Origin of the sequence: Streptomyces sp. NBC_01171 (assembly GCF_045039805.1) — a bacterium.
In the GTDB taxonomy this organism is placed as follows: domain Bacteria; phylum Actinomycetota; class Actinomycetes; order Streptomycetales; family Streptomycetaceae; genus Streptomyces.
On the sequence record NZ_CP108609.1, the window covers coordinates 2,366,632 to 2,384,425 of the forward strand.

14 protein-coding genes are annotated in these 17,794 nt (G+C 69.4%); 7 read left to right on the plus strand and 7 right to left on the minus strand.

Annotated elements, in window-relative coordinates:
• Nucleotides 1-130 precede the first annotated feature (130 nt).
• Nucleotides 131-2,275, plus strand: a complete 2,145-nt coding sequence (locus OG448_RS10730) for a prolyl oligopeptidase family serine peptidase (RefSeq protein ID WP_405553073.1) — start codon at nt 131-133, stop codon at nt 2,273-2,275.
• 100 nt (nt 2,276-2,375) lie between these two features.
• On the opposite strand, the gene OG448_RS10735 is transcribed toward OG448_RS10730, so the two are convergent.
• Genes OG448_RS10735 through OG448_RS10755 form a run of 5 tightly spaced genes read right to left on the minus strand, consistent with a single transcriptional unit; the run spans nt 2,376 to nt 7,943 of the window.
• Nucleotides 2,376-3,440 carry an ABC transporter ATP-binding protein gene (locus OG448_RS10735; RefSeq protein ID WP_405553075.1) on the minus strand — a complete coding sequence of 355 codons (1,065 nt, stop codon included), beginning with the start codon at nt 3,438-3,440 and terminating at the stop codon, nt 2,376-2,378.
• Complete coding sequence (locus OG448_RS10740; protein ID WP_405553077.1) at nt 3,424-4,407, minus strand: ABC transporter ATP-binding protein; 984 nt, start codon at nt 4,405-4,407, stop codon at nt 3,424-3,426. The genes OG448_RS10735 and OG448_RS10740 overlap by 17 nt, the downstream gene beginning before the upstream one ends.
• Nucleotides 4,408-4,415: 8 nt before the next feature.
• Nucleotides 4,416-5,399 (minus strand): ABC transporter permease, encoded by a 984-nt coding sequence (locus OG448_RS10745; RefSeq protein WP_405553079.1) that lies wholly within the window; start codon nt 5,397-5,399, stop codon nt 4,416-4,418.
• Nucleotides 5,392-6,315 (minus strand): ABC transporter permease, encoded by a 924-nt coding sequence (locus OG448_RS10750; protein WP_405553080.1) that lies wholly within the window; start codon nt 6,313-6,315, stop codon nt 5,392-5,394. Before OG448_RS10750 ends, OG448_RS10745 begins: the two co-directional genes overlap by 8 nt.
• A 5-nt stretch (nt 6,316-6,320) precedes the next feature.
• Complete coding sequence (locus OG448_RS10755; protein WP_405553081.1) at nt 6,321-7,943, minus strand: ABC transporter substrate-binding protein; 1,623 nt, start codon at nt 7,941-7,943, stop codon at nt 6,321-6,323.
• Between the two features lie 469 nt (nt 7,944-8,412).
• Here OG448_RS10755 and OG448_RS10760 point away from each other — a divergent pair, with 469 nt between their 5' ends.
• From OG448_RS10760 to OG448_RS10785, 6 genes are all read left to right on the plus strand, one after another.
• The gene (locus OG448_RS10760; protein WP_405553082.1) at nt 8,413-9,441 is read left to right on the plus strand and encodes an ABC transporter permease; all 1,029 of its coding nucleotides are present in this window, start codon (nt 8,413-8,415) and stop codon (nt 9,439-9,441) included.
• Between the two features lie 84 nt (nt 9,442-9,525).
• Nucleotides 9,526-11,283 carry an ABC transporter substrate-binding protein gene (locus OG448_RS10765; RefSeq protein WP_405553083.1) on the plus strand — a complete coding sequence of 586 codons (1,758 nt, stop codon included), beginning with the start codon at nt 9,526-9,528 and terminating at the stop codon, nt 11,281-11,283.
• Nucleotides 11,284-11,378: 95 nt separating this feature from the next.
• Nucleotides 11,379-12,359, plus strand: coding sequence for an ABC transporter permease (locus OG448_RS10770; RefSeq protein ID WP_403385426.1), 981 nt, complete (start codon nt 11,379-11,381; stop codon nt 12,357-12,359).
• Nucleotides 12,360-12,408: 49 nt separating this feature from the next.
• Nucleotides 12,409-13,446: an ABC transporter ATP-binding protein gene (locus tag OG448_RS10775; protein ID WP_405553085.1), complete on the plus strand. Its 1,038-nt coding sequence runs from the start codon at nt 12,409-12,411 to the stop codon at nt 13,444-13,446.
• Nucleotides 13,447-13,472: 26 nt separating this feature from the next.
• A complete protein-coding gene (locus OG448_RS10780) occupies nt 13,473-14,516 on the plus strand; it encodes an ABC transporter ATP-binding protein (RefSeq protein WP_405553086.1) in 1,044 nt (347 codons plus the stop codon).
• Between the two features lie 117 nt (nt 14,517-14,633).
• Nucleotides 14,634-15,371, plus strand: a complete 738-nt coding sequence (locus tag OG448_RS10785) for a class I SAM-dependent methyltransferase (RefSeq protein WP_405553088.1) — start codon at nt 14,634-14,636, stop codon at nt 15,369-15,371.
• Between the two features lie 13 nt (nt 15,372-15,384).
• Here OG448_RS10785 and OG448_RS10790 read toward each other — a convergent pair whose 3' ends face one another.
• Both OG448_RS10790 and OG448_RS10795 read right to left on the minus strand, forming a co-directional pair.
• Nucleotides 15,385-16,509, minus strand: a complete 1,125-nt coding sequence (locus OG448_RS10790; protein ID WP_405553090.1) for an ABC transporter ATP-binding protein — start codon at nt 16,507-16,509, stop codon at nt 15,385-15,387.
• Nucleotides 16,510-16,728: 219 nt separating this feature from the next.
• Complete coding sequence (locus OG448_RS10795; protein WP_405553092.1) at nt 16,729-17,787, minus strand: ABC transporter ATP-binding protein; 1,059 nt, start codon at nt 17,785-17,787, stop codon at nt 16,729-16,731.
• Between the last annotated feature and the right edge of the window lie 7 nt (nt 17,788-17,794).

Sequence of the window (17,794 nt, forward strand, 5' to 3'; positions counted from 1 at the left end):
CCGGAAGCCAAGTCCACGCGGACGCCGCCAGGTTCATACCCACGCAGCGACATTGATCATAACTATGTGTGCTCGCGCATCGCTCGGCGCACGGCCGCACAAGGGGGCGCATGGCCAATATGGTCGGGCCATGACGACCCAGACAGCCGGCACCGACTCCTTCCCCCGCCGACACGCCCGGACCCAGCGCTTCTCGCTCGGCGCGCCGCGCGCGTTCACCGTGGCCCCCGACGGCTCCCGTGTCGCGTTCCTGCGCTCCGGCTCCGGCACGGACCGCGCCAACTCCCTGTGGGTACTGGACACCACGGACGGCACCGAACGCCTCGCCGCCGACCCCCGCGCCCTCCTCGCGGGCGCCGACGAGGAGCTGTCCCCCGAGGAACGCGCCCGCCGCGAGCGCAGCCGCGAAGGCGGTGCGGGCATCGTCGGATACGCCACCGACGCCGCCGCCGAACTGGCCTCTTTCGCCTTGTCGGGGCGGCTGTTCACGGCCGAGCTGCGCGCCGGCACCGCACGTGAACTGCCCGTCCCCGGCCCGGTGATCGACCCCCGCCCGTCCCCCGACGGCACCCGTGTCGCGTACGTCGCCGGCGGCGAGCTGCGCGTCGTCGGCGCCGAGGGTGCCGACGACCGGGCGCTGGCCACCCCCGAGAACGACGAAGTGACCTACGGCCTCGCGGAGTTCATCGCGGCCGAGGAGATGGACCGTACGCGGGGCTTCTGGTGGTCCCCGGAGTCGGACCGGCTGCTGGTGGCGCGGGTGGACGACACGCCGGTGCGGCGCTGGTGGATCGCGGACACGTCACACCCGGACCGTGAGCCACACCACGTGCGCTACCCGGCCGCGGGGACCGCCAACGCGGAGGTGACCCTGTTCGTCATCGGCCTGGACGGCACCTGCACCGAGGTCCGCTGGGACCGCGAGCAATACCCCTATCTGGCGCGAGTGCACTGGTCACAGGCGGGTGCGCCGCTCCTCCAGGTGCAGTCGCGGGACCAGCGGAGTCAGCTCGTCCTCACCCTCGACCCGGACACCGGCGAGACCCGGACGCTGCACGTCGACGAAGATCCAACATGGCTGGATCTTTTCGCCGAGGTGCCCGCCTGGACCCCCTCCGGCCGACTGGTCCGCATCGCGGACGAGGACGGCGCGCGGGTCCTCACCGTGGGCGAACGCCCGCTGACCGGGCCCGAGTTGCACATCCGCGCGGTGCTGGACGTGTCGTCGGACGACGTACTGGTCTCGGCCTCCGCGGGAGAGGCGGCCGAGGACCCCGAGACCGGCGAGATCCATGTGTACCGGGTCGGCGAAGCGGGGGTGGAGCGCGTCTCCCAGGAGCCCGGTGTGCACTCGGCGGTGCGCGCGGGCGACGTGACCGTGCTGATCTCCGCGACGCTGGACAGTCCCGGCGCCCGGGTCCAGGTGCTGCGTGACGGAAAATCGGCGCTCGGTGTCCGCTCCTACGCCGAAGACCCCGGTTTGTCCCCCGGCGTGACCCTGACCGAGGGGGGCGCACGGCGAATTCCGTGCGCCGTGCTTATGCCATCGGACTACCCCGATGACACTCCCCTGCCCGTCCTGCTCGACCCCTACGGGGGCCCGCACGGCCAGCGGGTCGTCGCCGCCCACAACGCCCATCTGACCTCGCAGTGGTTCGCCGACCAGGGCTTCGCGGTGATCGTCGCGGACGGCCGGGGCACCCCCGGCCGCTCCCCCGAGTGGGAGAAGTCGATCCACCAGGACTTCACGGTTACCCTCGACGACCAGATCGACGCCCTGCACGACCTCGCCAAGCGCTACCCGCTCGACCTCTCCCGCGTGGCCATCCGGGGCTGGTCGTACGGCGGTTACCTCTCCGCGCTGGCCGTCCTGCGCCGCCCGGACGTCTTCCACGCGGGGGTCGTGGGCGCCCCGGTCACCGACTGGCGGCTGTACGACACCCACTACACCGAGCGCTACCTGGGCGACCCCGCGGCGGACCCGGAGAGCTACGCCCGCAACTCCCTGATCACCGACGAGGGCCTCTCGGACCCCGCCGAACCGCACCGGCCCATGATGATCATCCATGGTCTCGCCGACGACAACGTGGTGGCCGCACACACCCTCCGGCTGTCCTCCGCCCTGCTGGCCGCCGGCCGCCCGCACGAGGTGCTCCCGCTGTCCGGCGTCACCCACATGACCCCGCAGGAGCAGGTCGCGGAGAACCTGCTCCTCCTCCAGGTCGACTTCCTCAAGCGCGCCCTGGGCGGGCCGAGCGGGCCCGAACAGCGTTAACGCACAGGCAACTTCACCGAAGCCGCTCCGATATACGCACCCGCGAGGCTGATCGCGTACGGCCGTGCGGGTGCCGTGAAGCGGGCCGGGATACGCCATGTCATCCCGGCCCGTTGCCGTGCCCCTCCATCGCCCCCGGCACCACCCGCCGCTCCGCCGCGAACAGACACGCCGACGGATGCGCGACCGGCCCCCCGGCCGCCCGGAACTCCTCCGGCACCGCCAGCACCGGCACCTCGACGGCGCACCGCTCCTGGGCCTTCCAGCACCGGGTGCGGAACCGGCACCCCGAGGGGATCGCGGTTGGGGACGGCACATCACCGCTCAGGATGATCCGCTCCCGGTGCGCCCGCGCCTCCGGATCGGGCACCGGCACCGCCGACAGCAGTGCCTGGGTGTACGGGTGCGTGGGGTGCTCGTAGATCTCCGCGTCCGTGCCGGTCTCCACGATCCGGCCCAGGTACATCACCGCGACCCGGTCCGAGATGTGCCGCACGATCGACAGGTCGTGCGCGATGAACACGTAACTCAGTCCGAACTCCGCCTGGAGCCGCTCCAGCAGGTTGATCACCTGCGCCTGCACCGACACGTCCAGCGCGGACACCGGCTCGTCCGCGACGATCACCTCGGGGCGCAGCGCCAGCGCCCGCGCGATGCCGATCCGCTGCCGCTGGCCGCCGGAGAACTGGTGCGGATAGCGGTTGAGGAACTCCGGGTTGAGCCCCACCACCTCCAGCAACTCCTGCACCTGGCGCCGCCGTTCGCCCTTCGGTGCGACCTCGGGGTGGATCTCGTAGGGCTCTCCGACGATGTCCCCCACCGTCATCCGGGGGTTGAGCGAGGTGTACGGGTCCTGGAACACCATCTGGATGTTCCGGCGCACCTCCTTCAGCCGGCGCCCGGACGCGCCGGTGATGTCCTCGCCCCGGAACCGGATCTCGCCCTCGGTGGGCCGTTCCAGATGGCAGAGCAGCTTGGCCACCGTGGACTTGCCGCACCCAGACTCCCCCACGATGCCGAGGGTCTCGCCCCGGCCGAGGGCGAAGTCGACGCCGTCGACGGCCTTCACCGCGCCGATCTGCTTGCGCAGCACGATGCCCCGGGTCAGCGGGTAGTGCTTGACCAGGCCGCGCGCCTCCAGCACGGGTTCAGCCGTCGAGGCCATCGAGGCACTCCCTCCAGAAGTGGCAGGCGCTCACCCGGTCCGGCCCGGCCGGGTACAGCGGGGGCTCGTCCGTGCGGCAGACGTCCCGCGCCATCGCGCAGCGCGGATGGAAGGCGCAGCCGGCCGGGATGTGGGTCAGGCTGGGCGGCAGGCCCTTGATGGCGTACAGCTCGCGGCCCTTGTGGTCGAGGCGGGGGATGGAGTCGAGCAGGCCGCGCGTGTAGGGGTGGGCCGGCGCCTTGTAGATGTCGTGCACGGGCGCCGACTCCACGATCCGGCCCGCGTACATCACGGCGATCCGGTCGGCCACGTCCGCGACGACGCCGAGGTCGTGGGTGATGAGGACGAGCCCCATGTCGTACTCCCGGCGCAGCTCCGCGAGGAGGTCCATCACCTGGGCCTGGACGGTGACGTCGAGTGCCGTGGTGGGTTCGTCGGCGATGACGAGGGCGGGTTCCAGCGCGATCGCCATGGCGATCATGATCCGCTGGCGCATACCGCCGGAGAACTGGTGCGGATAGTCCCGCACCCGCTGGGCGGCGCCGGGGATGCGCACCCGGTCCATCAGCTCGACGGCCCGCTTGCGAGCGTCCTTGCGGGACATCCCCCGGTGCACGGTGAACATCTCGCCGAGCTGGTCACCGACCGAGAGCACGGGGTTGAGGGCGGAGAGCGCGTCCTGGAAGATCATCGCCATTCCGGCGCCCCGGATCTTCCGCCGCTCCTCCTCCTTCATGGTGAGCAGGTCGCGGCCCTGGAAGAGGATCTGGCCGCCGGTGATCCGGCCGGGCGGCATGTCGAGGATGCCCATCACGGCCTGTGCGGTCACCGACTTGCCGGACCCGGACTCCCCGAGCACGGCGAGCGTCTCGCCCGCGCCGACCCCGTACGACACCCCGTTGACGGCCTTGGCGACGCCGTCGCGGGTGCGGAACTCCACGTGCAGGTCGCGTACTTCGAGCAGCATGGGCGCCGTCACCTCAGCTTCGGGTCGAGGGCGTCGCGTACCGCGTCGCCGAGCATGATGAAGGCCAGGACGGTGACGGCGAGCGCCCCGGAGGGCCAGAGCAGGGCGTGCGGGGCATTGCGGATGTAGGGGGAGGCGGCGGAGATGTCGATTCCCCAGGACACGCTCGGCGGCTTCAGGCCGACGCCGAGGTAGGACAGGGTGGCCTCCAGCGAGATGTAGGTGCCGAGCGCGATGGTGGCCACCACGATGACGGGGGCGACGGCGTTGGGCGCGATGTGCCGCAGCAGCAGCCGGGCGGGCGAGGCGCCGAGCGCGCGGGCGGCCTGGACGTAGTCGTTCTGCCGGGCGGTGATGACGGAGCCGCGGGCGATCCGGGAGATCTGCGGCCAGCCGAGCAGCACCATGAACCCGACCACCGGCCAGACGGTGTTGCTGGTGACCACCGACAGCAGCACCAGGCCGCCGAGGACGACCGGGATGGCGAAGAAGACGTCGGTGATCCGGGACAGCACCGCGTCCCAGGCCCCGGCGAAGAACCCCGCGAGCCCGCCGAGCACCGACCCGAGCAGCGCCACCCCGAGCGTGGCGCACACGCCCACCGTGACCGACGTACGGGCGCCGTAGACGGTCCGGGTGTAGACGTCGCAGCCCTGGCCGTCGAAGCCGAAGGGATGGCCGGGCGCGGGCCCGTCCTGGGCCTTGGCGAGGTCGCAGTCGAGGGGGTTGCCGGAGGTGATGGCCGCAGGCCAGATGGAGATGAAGACCAGGAAGAGGATCACGAGCGCGGAGATCAGGAAGACCGGGTTGCGCCTCAGGTCCCGCCAGGCGTCGGACCAGAGCGAACGCGGCCTGCTGTCGGGCCCGCCGCCCGCCGGTCCGCCCGGCACCCGCTCCAGCGTGGCGGCCTCGCCGGCCGCGAGGTCCATGGTCCCGCCCATGCCGGTCCCGGCGACGGCCCCCCGCGACTTCTGCGACGACGGCTCAGGCATAGCGAATCCTCGGGTCGAGTACCGCGTAGAGCAGGTCCACCAGCAGGTTGGCGACCAGGAAGACCAGGACCAGCACGGTGACGAAGCCGACCACCGTCTGGGTGTTCTGCCGGAGGATGCCCTGGTAGAGCTGGAAGCCGACGCCGTGGATGTTGAAGATCCGCTCGGTGACGATCGCGCCGCCCATCAGCGCCCCGATGTCGGTGCCGATGAAGGTGACGACCGGGATCAGCGAGGTCCGCAGCAGGTGTCGCACGATGACCCGGCGCCGGGGCAGCCCCTTGGCGACCGCGGTACGGACGTAGTCCGAGCGCCGGTTCTCCGCGATGGAGGTACGGGTCAGCCGGGTGACGTAGGCGAGGGAGACCGACGCCAGCACCAGGCCCGGCACGATCAGCTCGTCGAACGGCGCCTCCGGCGAGACCGACGGTTTGATCCACCCCCACTCCACGCCGAGCAGCAGTTGGAGCACCAGGCCGGTGACGAAGGTCGGCACGGAGATCACCACGAGGGTGAGCAGCAGCACCCCGGTGTCGACGGGCCGCCCCCGGCTCAGTCCGGTGACCACGCCGAGGCTGATGCCGACGACGAGTTCGAAGAGGATGGCCACGATGGTCAGCCGGACGGTGACCGGGAAGGCGGCCGCCATCAGCTCGGTGACGGGCTGTCCGTTGAACGCCGTGCCGAAGTCGCCGGTGAAGACGTTCCCCATGTAGGTCGCGTACTGCTGCCAGAGCGGCTGGTCGAGGCCGAACTCGGTCTTGAGCTGGGCGGCGGTGGCCGCGTCGCACTGCCGCTCCCCGCACAGCCCCGCGATGGGGTCGCCCATCACGTTGACCATCAGGAAGATCAGCAGGGTGGCTCCGACGAACACCGGCACCATCTGGAGCAGTCGCCGGACGACGTAGCGTCCCATGGCGCTCAGCTCACCTTGATCTCGTTGTACACCGGCACGCTGAACGGGTTGAGCTGGACGCCGGTGAGGCGCTGGGAGTAGCCCGCGTTGCCGTTCTGGTACCAGAGCGGGATGGCGGCCATGTTGTCCCGGACGACCTCCTCGGCCTGCTGGAAGGTGCTGACCGCCTTGGCCGGGTCGGTCTCGGCGTTGGCCCGGTCCACCAGCTCGTCGAACTCGGAGTTGGACCACTGGCCGTCGTTGGAGGAGGCGCCGGTGAAGTAGAGCGGCTGGAGGAAGTTCTGGATGAGGGGGTAGTCCATCTGCCAGCCCGCCCGGAAGGGGCCGCTCATCTTGTGCTGCCCGAGCTGGTTGCGGAAGTCGGCGAAGGTGCCGACCGGGTTGCCGACGCAGGCGTTGTCGTCGCCGAGGGCGTGGTTGATGGAGTTGCAGACCGCGTCGATCCACTGCCGGTGCGAGCCGGTGTCCGCGTTGTAGGTGAGCTTCAGGGAACCGCCGGGGATGCCGCCGCCCTGCCGCACCAGCCGCTTGGCGGCCGCCGGGTCGTACTCGCAGGCGTGCCCGCACAGGCCCGCCTTGAAGCCGCCGTCGGTGCCGAGGACGGGTGAGGTCCAGTCGGTGGCCGGGGTGCGGGTGCGCTGGAAGATGGTCTTGGTGATCTGGGCGCGGTTGATGGCCATGGAGAGCCCGGTGCGCACCTTCTCCATGCCGGGCCGGTTCCAGCGCTCGTCGTAGTACGGGAAGGCGAGGGTCTGGATGATGCCGGCCGGGGTGTTGATGTACCGCTCGCCGAGGTCGGTCCTGACGTTCTTGAGCTGGGCGGCGGGGATGTCGTCGGCGAGGTCGAGGTTGCCGGCCATCAGGTCGGTGTAGGCGGTGTTGCTGTCGGTGTAGACCTTGAGGATCACCCCGTCGTTGAGCGCCTTGTCGGCGCCCGGGTAGCCGTTCCACTTCCGCAAGGTCATCTGGGAGCCCTTGGTGTAGGACTCGATGGCGTACGGGCCGTTGCCGACCGGGGTCTTCAGCCAGGCGGCGTGGTCGGTGAAGAAGGCGCGGGGCAGCGGGGCGAAGGCGGCGTAACCGAGGGTGTCGGGGAAACCGGAGAACTTCTGGTTGAGGGTGACGGTGAAGGTGCGGTCGTCCACCACCTTGAGCCCGGAGAGGGTGTCCGCGTGCTGGCTCCCCATCTCGGGGTGGACCTGGTCGTAGCCCTCGATGTAGCCGAAGAAGTACGCGTTCTTCTGCTTGTGCTTCAGGCTCGCGCCGTAGTTCCAGGCGTCGGTGAAGGAGCGGGCGGTGACCTTCTCTCCGTTGGAGAAGGTCCAGCCGTCCTTGAGGTGCACGGTGTAGTGGCGGGAGTCGGTGGTCTCGATGGACTGGGCCAGCATGTTCTGGGCCTCGCCGGTCTTCGGGTCGTACCGTTTCAGGCCCCGGAAGACCATGTCGAGCACCTTGCCGCCCTGCACCTCGTTGGTGTTGGCCGGCTCCAGCGGGTTCTGCGGGTCGCCCCAGGAGGAGGTGAGCATCCCGCCGTCCGCCGCCCCGCTCGCTCCCCCGCCGCAGCCGGTGGCCATCAGCACCACCGCGGCGGCGCCGACGAACCATCGGGCGTGCGTGAATCCGCGCATGCTGCCTCCTCAGGGATCACCTCACCGTTACCGGCCAATATCGGCCCGTAGGGAACATCCCGCATGCTCGCCGCCCGATTGCCCCGCCTTTGGGGGGACACGTCAGCCATATGCAGGCAGGTCCGGCACGCCCTCGGTGATCTTGCGGACAAGACGCAATGGATCGCCGCGCAACGTTGCCGAAACGTTGGATCGTGACGCGTCGATGTACGCATTTCGATACCTCGGTATCCGCATATCGAACCTATTGGCCGTTTTACCCGAATGGTCCGGAGTGAAGCACGGATTGATTACGGTCGCGCTACACGCGTAGCTACGGATGCGTCAAGCAGAAGTAAAGAAGGTAAATAGAAGACCAAGTCGACCGAGAATTTATTGACCTTGAATGAATTGCGTTGAAAAAGTCCGGCGTAGCCCGTAGGGGAGCGCCCTGCGGAGTCCTCAGACCCTCCGTGGGCCAGGAGCACCAATGACCACCCCTACTCCATCGGCGGCTGCCGCGCTTGAGGTGACCGACGTTCCCGTCGAGAAGTCGGGTACTCCGGACGGCCCCAAGGGCAGCGAGAGCCGGTCTCCCGGACGGCTCGCCTGGAAGCGTTTCAAGCGCGACCGGACCGGCGTCGTGTCCGCCTTCGTCGTCCTCTTCTTCTTCCTGATCGCCATAGCGGCGCCGCTCATAGCGAAGCTGTACGGCAAGAACCCGTACACCACCTACGCGAGCGACCGGCCCGAGCTGCTGGACGCGTTCTCCTACCCGGTCGGCCCCAACGGCGGCATGAGCTCGGAGTTCTGGTTCGGCGTCGAGCCCCAGCTCGGGCGCGACGTCTTCACCTTCCTGCTCTACGGCATCCGGACCTCGCTGGGCATCGCCCTCGCCGCCACGATCCTCACCACGGTCGTCGGCGTCGTCGTCGGCGTCACGGCCGGCTACCTGGGCGGCAAGACCGACTACTTCGTCGGCCGGATCATCGACATCGTGCTGTCGTTCCCGTCGACGCTGTTCTTCATCGCCTTCATGCCCGTGGTCTACGGCATCTTCATCGCCCCCGACGAGAACGTGCCGACCTGGCTGGTGGCGACCTCGCTGATCATCGTGCTGTCGGCGTTCGGCTGGGCCTCCATCGCGCGACTGCTGCGCGGTCAGGTGCTGGGCCTGCGGGAGCGGGAGTTCGTCGAGGCGGCCAAGGTCACCGGCGCCTCCCCCCGGCGCATCGTGTTCAAGGAGCTGCTGCCCAACCTGTGGACGCCCATTCTCATCCAGTCCACGCTGATGCTCCCGGCCTATGTGACCGCGGAGGCGGGACTTGCCTTCCTCGGCGTCGGCATCACCGACCCGACCCCGGACTGGGGCGTGATGATCGGCCGCGGCGCCTCGTTCTACTCCCAGGACATCACCTTCATGCTGTTCCCCGGCATCTCCATGGTGATCTTCGTCCTCGCCTTCAACCTGCTCGGCGACTCCGTGCGCGACGCGCTCGACCCGAAGTCGAAGCGCTAGCAGGCCAGTTCCACCCCGTCCGGTCCTCCATGACGTCCGGCTGATTCCGATCATCCGAATCTGACACTCACAGGCAGGCTCAGCATGGCTTTTTCCCGTAGGAACTTCCTGATCGCCACCGGTGTGGCCGCGGCCTCCACCAGCGTGCTGACCGCCTGCGGCAGCGGTGACGGCAAGGGTTCCGGCCCCCAGGTCCCGTCCGTGAGCAAGGGCAAGACCATGAACATCCCGGTCGGCACCAAGGCCGACTCGACGGGTCCCGCCCCCGAGGTCTCGGGCGCGGTCAAGGGCGGGACGATCTACTCGCTCGACCAGTTCGACATGGACCACATGGACCCGGCCCAGATCTACGTCTCGACCGAGGCCGCCATCACCGTCCCGATCCTGCGCGGTCTGACCGGCTACCGGATCGACGACAAGGGCGGCTGCACCCTGGTCGGCGACGCGGCCACGGACGCCGGCACCATGAAGGACGGCGGCCGCACCTGGTCCTTCACGATCAAGGACGGCATCAAGTGGGAGGACGGCTCCGACCTCTCCATGGACGACGTCCGCCACACCTTCGAGCGCCTCTTCGCCGGCTTCGTCACCGAGGGTCCGCGCTACGTCCAGCAGTGGCTGGTCGGCGGCGACAAGTACAAGGGCCCCTACGACGGCAAGAAGCTCGCCTCCGTCGAGATCTCCGGCAAGACGATCACCTTCCGTCTCAACGAGCCCCGCGCCGACTTCAACTACACGCTCGCCATGCGTGGTTACTCCCTCGTGTCCAAGAAGAAGGACACCAAGGAGAAGTACGACAAGCGCCCCTTCTCCTGCGGCCCGTACCGCATCGAGAGCCGCAGCATCGGCAAGTCGATGACCTACGTGCGCAACGAGCACTGGGACCCGAAGACGGACTCGATCCGCAACAACTACCCGGACAAGTACGTCTTCCAGTTCGGCTTCCAGCCCGTCGCCGCGACCGACCGCTACATCTCGGACCGCGGCAACGACCAGTACGCGATGTCGATCTTCAACGAGGTCGCCGCCGAGCGCGTCGCCCAGGTGATGACCGACGCCAAGCTCAAGAAGCGCGTCCTCATCGCGGTGGACACGGTCACCTACTACTGGCCGATCAACACCACCCGCATCAAGGACGTCAAGGTCCGCCAGGCCATCAACTGGGCCTGGCCGCACCAGCAGCTCCAGACCATCCGCGGCGGCCGCGCCACCAGCGAGATAGCCACCACGATCCTCAGCCCGGTCACCCCCGGCTACCAGGACTTCGACCTGTACGGCGCGGAGAAGAAGCCCGCCGGCGACCCGGCCAAGGCCAAGGCGCTGCTGAAGGAGGCCGGCAAGGTCGGCCAGAAGCTGGTCATCGCCTACCAGCAGTCGGACAACGCCGTGAAGCAGGCCGTCCAGATCAAGAACGCGCTGGAGGCGGCGGGCTTCGTCGTCGTCAACAAGCAGATCGACAAGTCGACCTTCTACACCCAGATCGGCAAGGTCGACAACGGCTACGACCTCTTCGCCGCCGGCTGGAGCCCGGACTGGCCGAACGGCTACTCCGTGTTCTACCCCTGCTGGAGCGGCAAGAACATCGGCGACGGCCGCAGCAACTACGCCCAGCTCAACGACCCGAGCGTGAACAAGGCGATCGACGCCGCGTCCAAGATCGCGGACGTCGAGGCCGCCAACAAGGCGTGGGGCGCCGTCGACCGCCAGATCATGGAGCTGGCCGCCGTGGTCCCGGACTACCACTCCATCCGCAACTGGATGCACGGGTCCAAGGTCGGCAACGTGATCTACGACTCGGGCAACACCTGCGTCGCGCTCTGCAAGCTGTACGCCATGAAGTAAGCGCGCACGACCCATCGGGGGCGGCCCACGACCGGGCCGCCCCCACCGGCCCCCCTCACCCCGGCGACGGCGCCCCGTCCGGAAAGTCACGCCCCATGCTCCGCTTCCTCGTCCGCCGAGTCTTCGGCGCGCTGGTGATTCTGCTGATCATCAGCGCCGTCACCTTCTGGCTCTTCTACGCCATCCCGCGTGACCCCGCCACGATGTCGTGCGGCAAGAACTGCACGCCCGACATGCTCGCGCAGGTGCGGCACAACCTGGGCATCGACCACCCGGTCCCGGTGCAGTACTGGTACTGGATCAAGGGCATCTTCGTCGGGCGCAGCTACGGCGACTTCGGCGACTGCAGCGCCCCGTGCCTCGGGTACTCCTTCGCCAACCGAGAGCCCGTGCTCGGCACGATCATGGACCGGCTCCCGCTGACGCTGTCGCTGGCGCTCGGCTCGGCCGTCGTCTTCCTGATCTTCGGTATCGGCGCGGGCATGATCGCCGCGGTGAAGCAGGGCAAGTGGCAGGACAAGCTGGCCAGTTCGGCCTCGCTGGTCGCCTCCTCGCTCCAGATCTACTTCGTCGGCTACATCGCCATGTACTTCCTGGTGGCCAAGCTCGACGTCCTGGACAACCCGTCGTACACGCCGCTCACCGAGAACCCGGCCGCCTGGGCCTCGGGCCTGCTGCTGCCGTGGCTGGTGCTGGCGCTGATCTGGACCGCGAACTACACCCGTATGACGCGCTCCCAGCTCGTGGAGACGCTCAGCGAGGACTACGTCCGCACCGCCCGCGCCAAGGGCCTCTCCGCCCGCAACGTGTTCTTCCGGTTCGCCTGGCGCGGCGCGATGGGCCCGATCGTCACCATCTTCGGCATCGACCTGGCCACCCTCATCGGCGGCGCGATGATCACCGAGTACACCTTCAGCCTCCAGGGAGTGGGCCGGCTCGCGGTGGACTCGGTGGAGAAGAGCGACCTGCCCATGCTCATGGGCGTCACCCTGCTGTCGGCCGGCGCGATCGTCGTCTTCAACATCCTCGTCGACGCGGTCTACGGCTTGATCGACCCGCGCATCCGGCTCGCCTGACCTCCGCCCGTCCGACTACCCCCCTCGCATCACCCCCAGGAGCGTCCCCGTGACGAGCACCCATCAGCAGCCGTTCCTCTCCGTCAAGGACCTCAAGGTCCACTTCTCCACCGAGGACGGCATGGTCAAGGCCGTCGACGGACTCACCTTCGACCTGGCCAAGGGCCAGACGCTCGGCATCGTGGGCGAGTCGGGTTCCGGCAAGTCCGTCACCAACCTGACGATCCTGGGCCTGCACGACCGCGATCACACCGAGATCGAGGGCCAGATCGTGCTGGACGGCGAGGAGCTGCTCGGCGCCCCGGAGCGGACGCTGGAGAAGCTCCGCGGCAACAAGATGGCGATGATCTTCCAGGACGCCCTGGCCTCGCTGTCGCCGTACCACACCATCGGCACCCAGATCGGCGAGGTCTACCGCAAGCACACCGGCGCCTCCAAGAAGGCGGCGCGGGAGCGGGCGATCGAGATGCTGCGCCGGGTCGGCATCCCGCAGCCGGACCGCCGGGTGGACAACTACCCGCACGAGTTCTCCGGCGGCATGCGCCAGCGCGCCATGATCGCCATGGCCCTGGTCTGCGACCCGAAGCTGCTGATCGCGGACGAGCCGACCACCGCGCTGGACGTCACCGTGCAGGCCCAGATCATGGACCTGCTCAAGGACCTCCAGCAGGAGTTCGGCACCTCGATCATCTTCATCACCCACGACCTGGGCGTCATCGCGGACATCGCCGACGACGTGCTGGTGATGTACGGCGGCCGCTGTGTGGAGCGCGGCCCCAAGGAGGAGGTGCTGCGCACCCCGCAGCACCCCTACACCTGGGGTCTGATGGGTTCCATGCCGAGCCTGGACGGCCCGGTCGACGTGCCGCTCAACCCGATCCCGGGTTCCCCGCCCTCGCTGCTGAACCCGCCCACCGGCTGCCGTTTCCACCCGCGCTGCGCCTTCGCGTCCGAGGTGGAGGGCAACCGGTGCGCCACCGAGCGTCCGCCGCTCCAGATCGAGGACGGCCGCGGCAACGCCTGCCACCTTTCCGACGGCCAGCGCCGTGAGTTCCTCGCCGACCTTGCCGCCAGCAAGGCCATCTGACGTACACGAGACGGGATTTCACCACCATGAGCGACTCCACTCCCCTCCTGGACGTCTCCGGGCTGACCAAGCACTTCCCGATCAAGGGCGGCTTCCCCATCCGGCGCACCGTCGGCGCGGTGCAGGCCGTGGACGGGCTGGACTTCCAGGTCGCCGAGGGCGAGAGCCTGGGCCTGGTCGGCGAGTCCGGCTGCGGCAAGTCCACCACCGGCCGGCTGATCACCCGGCTGATGGAGCCGACCGCCGGCCGGATCGCGTACCGGGGCCAGGACATCACGCACGCCGGCCGCAAGGCCCTCGCGCCGATCCGGTCCGAGATCCAGATGATCTTCCAGGACCCGTACGCCTCGCTGAACCCGCGGCAGACGGTCGGCAAGATCGTCTCCGGGCCGATGGAGATCAACGGCATCGAGCCCCCCGGCGGCCGCGAGAAGCGCGTGCGCGAGCTGCTGGAGATCGTCGGTCTCAACCCCGAGCACTTCAACCGGTTCCCGCACGAGTTCTCCGGCGGTCAGCGGCAGCGCATCGGGGTGGCGCGGGCGCTCGCGCTGGAGCCCAAGCTGATCGTGGCGGACGAGCCGGTCTCCGCGCTGGACGTCTCCATCCAGGCCCAGGTGGTGAACCTGCTCCAGAAGGTGCAGCGCGAACTCGGCATCGCCTTCGTGTTCATCGCGCACGACCTGGCCATCGTCCGGCACTTCTCGCAGCGCGTCGCGGTGATGTACCTCGGCAAGATCGTGGAGATCGGCGACCGCGACGACCTCTACAACAACCCGCGCCACCCCTACACCCGCGCCCTGCTCTCCGCCGTCCCGGAGGCCACGGTGGACGAGACCCCGCGCGAGCGCATCCGCCTGGTCGGGGACGTGCCCTCGCCCATCGACCCGCCGTCGGGCTGCCGCTTCCGCACCCGGTGCTGGAAGGCGACGGAGAAGTGCGCGACCGAGGCCCCGCCGCTCGCCCAGGCCGAGGGCAACAAGGCCGGCCACCTGACGGCCTGCCACTATCCCGAGACCCAGGAGATCATTCCGGTCGCCGGCCTTTCCAAGACCCCCCAGGAAGCGGTCTGACACACCCCTGGTTCGTCGAGGGCCCGCGTCCACCCGGACGCGGGCCTTTCTCTCGTCCTGGCCAGAATCTTTCCCCGGCGCCCGCGCACGCCCCGGCGGCCGTGTGACACTGCCACGGTGTCAGCCAACCCGTTCAACGACTTCTCGCTCGCTGCCCATTACGACACCCTCAACCCCTGGGGACCGGGTGACGACTTCCACCTCGGCCTGATCCGGGCGGCGGACTCGGTGCTGGACATCGGCTGCGGCACCGGGCAGTTGCTCCGCCGGGCCCGCGCCGAGGGGCACACCGGACGGCTGACCGGACTCGACCCGGCCGCGGCCATGCTGGTCCACGCCCGGGCGGGCGCCCCGGACATCGAGTGGGTGCTCGGCGACACCCGGAGCCGGCAGTGGAAGGGCGAGTTCGCGCTCGCGGTGATGACCGGGCACGCCTTCCAGCAGTTGGTCCGGGACGAGGACGTACGGCAGTGCCTGGGCTCGGTACGGGAGGCCCTGGCGGAGGGCGGCCGCTTCGTCTTCGAGACCCGCAACCCCGAGGCCCGCCCCTGGGAGCGCTGGACCCCGGACCGGGCGCGCACCATCACCGGCCTGAACGGTGCCGAGATCCGGGTCCACCACGAGGTGACGCACGGCCCGGCGGGCGGTCTCGTCGGCTTCACCGAGACCTACACGTGCGAGAGCTGGCCGGCCCCGAGGGTCGGCCGCAACACCCTTCGCTTCCTCGGCCCCGGCGAGCTGGACCGCTTCCTCACCGAGGCCGGGCTGAGCACGGTGGCCCGGTACGGCGACTGGGACCGGAGCCCGCTGGGCCCGGCTTCGCCGGAGATCATCACAGTCGCCGAGCCGGCCTGATCGCGAAGGAGGGCTAGTCCTTGGAGGTGTCCCCCTCCAGCGCGGCCAGCGCCGGGTCCAGGATGATGTCCTCCTCGCGAGCCTCGATCGTCGGCTCCTCCGGGAAGTGGCAGGCCGTCAGATGGCCGGCCCGGTTCCCCGAGAGCTGGACCAGCGGCGGCTCCTCCGCCGCGCACTTGTCCTGCGCCTTCCAGCACCGGGTGCGGAAGCGGCAGCCGGAGGGCGGGTCGATCGGGGACGGCACGTCACCGGCGAGCCGGATGCGCTCGCGGGCCGGGGCCTCCTCGCCCGCCACGCTCACCTCGGGCACGGCGGAGAGCAGGGCGTGGGTGTAGGGGTGCCGGGGGCGGGTGTAGATGGAGTCCCGGTCCCCGACCTCGATGATCTTGCCGAGGTACATCACCGCGACGCGCTGCGAGAAGTGCCGGACGATCGCCAGGTCGTGCGCGATGAAGAGGAACGCGATGCCGAGTTCGCGCTGCACCTTCTGGAGCAGGTTCACCACCTGGGCCTGGATGGAGACGTCCAGCGCGGACACCGGCTCGTCCGCCACGATCAGCTTGGGCTCCAGCGCGAGCGCCCGCGCCACCCCGATGCGCTGCCGCTGGCCGCCGGAGAACTCGTGCGGGAAGCGGTTGAAGTGCTCGGGGTTGAGACCGACGATCTCCAGCAGCTCGCGCACGCGCTTCTCGCGGCCGCCGGGGGGCTCGATGCCGTTGATCTCCATCGGCCCGGCGATGATCTTGCCGACCGTCTGGCGGGGGTTGAGGGAGGAGTACGGGTCCTGGAAGATCATCTGGATCTCGGACCGGATCGGTGCCAGCTCCCGGCGCGAGGCGCGGCTGATGTCCTTGCCCCGGTAGGAGATCGTGCCCGCGGTCGGCTCCATCAGCCGGGTGATCAGCCGGCCCGTGGTCGACTTGCCGCAGCCCGACTCACCGACCAGCCCGAAGCTCTCGCCCACCCGCACCGACAGGTCGATGCCGTCCACCGCCTGGACCGCGCCGATGGTCCGCCGGATCGGGAAACCTCCCTTGACCGGGAAGTGCTTGGTCAGCCCGGAGACCTCCAGCAGCGGTTCTCCCCCGGCGTCGGCGCCCTCGTCCCGGGGAGCGGGCAGGAGCAGGTCCTTGGTCATGACGGTTCTCCTTTGCGCCCTAGGGGGCGTCTCGTCGATCATGCCGGGCTCGCGGCGTCTGGCACCGCATCTCGCCGCGTTGTCGTCACTCTCCCCGAAGCTCTCGGCTCCGCTCGAGCAGGGGGGACCCCCACCGCTCCGCATCGACGCCCTCCTCCGCTTTGCGATGCACGGCGCCAGACGCCGTTCCCTTATCCGGCCTGACCGACAAGACGGCCCCTAGCCCAGCCGGGGCTTGATCTCGTCCACGAAGATGTCCCGCTTCTGCGCCGGGGTCAGATGGCACGCCGACTCCCCCGCGCCGAGCAGCGGGCGCTCGGTCACGCACCGGTCGCCCTCGACCCGGTCCTGGAAGGGGCAGCGGGGATGGAAGCGGCAGCCGGAGGGCGGGGTGAGCAGGGAGGGCGGGGAGCCCGGAATGGGGGTGAGCGCGATGGACGGGTCGGAGTCGAGCCGCGGCATCGAGTTCAACAGACCCCAGGTGTAGGGGTGTTCGGGCGCGTGCAGCACGGAGTCGACCGAGCCGCGCTCCACCGCGCTGCCCGCGTACATCACCATGATGTCGTCGGCCATGTCCGCGATCACCCCCAGGTCGTGGGTGATGAAGATGATGCCCGAACCGAACTCCTGCTGGAGGTCCTTGAGCAGGTCGAGGATCTGCGCCTGGACCGTCACGTCGAGTGCGGTGGTCGGCTCGTCCGCGATCAGCAGGTCGGGGTCGCAGACCAGCGCCATGGCGATCATCGCGCGCTGGCGCATGCCGCCGGAGAACTGGTGCGGGTAATCGCCCGCCCGTGCCTTGGGGTTGGGGATGCCGACCTTGCCCAGCATCTCCACCGCGCGGTTCCACGCCTCCCGCTTGGAGGCGCCGGTGTGCTTCATGTACGGCTCGGCGATCTGCCGGCCCACCGTGTAGTAGGGGGAGAGCGCGGTCAGCGGGTCCTGGAAGATCATGGCGACCTTGTTGCCGCGCAGCTTCTCCAGCTCCGACTCGCGCGCGGTCGTCAACTCCCGCCCGTCCAGCAGGATCTCGCCCTCGACGGTGGTGAACATCGGGTTGTGCAGGCCGAGGACGGTCAGGTTGGTGACCGACTTGCCCGAACCGGACTCCCCCACGATGCCGAGCGTCCTGCCGCGTTCCAGGTCGAAGGAGAGCCCGTCCACGGCCCGTACGATGCCGTCCTCGGTCTTGAAGCTGACGTGCAGATCACGCACGGACAGCAGCGGACCGTCGCCGGCCGGGGCCGGGGCACCGGCCTCCTTGGTCAAAGTGGTCACGACAGTG

What these genes read in the sequence shown, in the direction of transcription:
- OG448_RS10740 (WP_405553077.1), bottom strand. Translation starts at nt 4,407, where the DNA reads ATGCTGCTCGAAGTACGCGACCTGCACGTGGAGTTCCGCACCCGCGAC.
- OG448_RS10745 (WP_405553079.1), bottom strand. Translation starts at nt 5,399, where the DNA reads ATGCCTGAGCCGTCGTCGCAGAAGTCGCGGGGGGCCGTCGCCGGGACC.
- OG448_RS10790 (WP_405553090.1), bottom strand. Translation starts at nt 16,509, where the DNA reads ATGACCAAGGACCTGCTCCTGCCCGCTCCCCGGGACGAGGGCGCCGAC.
- OG448_RS10750 (WP_405553080.1), bottom strand. Translation starts at nt 6,315, where the DNA reads ATGGGACGCTACGTCGTCCGGCGACTGCTCCAGATGGTGCCGGTGTTC.
- OG448_RS10780 (WP_405553086.1), top strand. Translation starts at nt 13,473, where the DNA reads ATGAGCGACTCCACTCCCCTCCTGGACGTCTCCGGGCTGACCAAGCAC.
- OG448_RS10730 (WP_405553073.1), top strand. Translation starts at nt 131, where the DNA reads ATGACGACCCAGACAGCCGGCACCGACTCCTTCCCCCGCCGACACGCC.
- OG448_RS10760 (WP_405553082.1), top strand. Translation starts at nt 8,413, where the DNA reads ATGACCACCCCTACTCCATCGGCGGCTGCCGCGCTTGAGGTGACCGAC.
- OG448_RS10765 (WP_405553083.1), top strand. Translation starts at nt 9,526, where the DNA reads ATGGCTTTTTCCCGTAGGAACTTCCTGATCGCCACCGGTGTGGCCGCG.
- OG448_RS10755 (WP_405553081.1), bottom strand. Translation starts at nt 7,943, where the DNA reads ATGCGCGGATTCACGCACGCCCGATGGTTCGTCGGCGCCGCCGCGGTG.
- OG448_RS10735 (WP_405553075.1), bottom strand. Translation starts at nt 3,440, where the DNA reads ATGGCCTCGACGGCTGAACCCGTGCTGGAGGCGCGCGGCCTGGTCAAG.
- OG448_RS10770 (WP_403385426.1), top strand. Translation starts at nt 11,379, where the DNA reads ATGCTCCGCTTCCTCGTCCGCCGAGTCTTCGGCGCGCTGGTGATTCTG.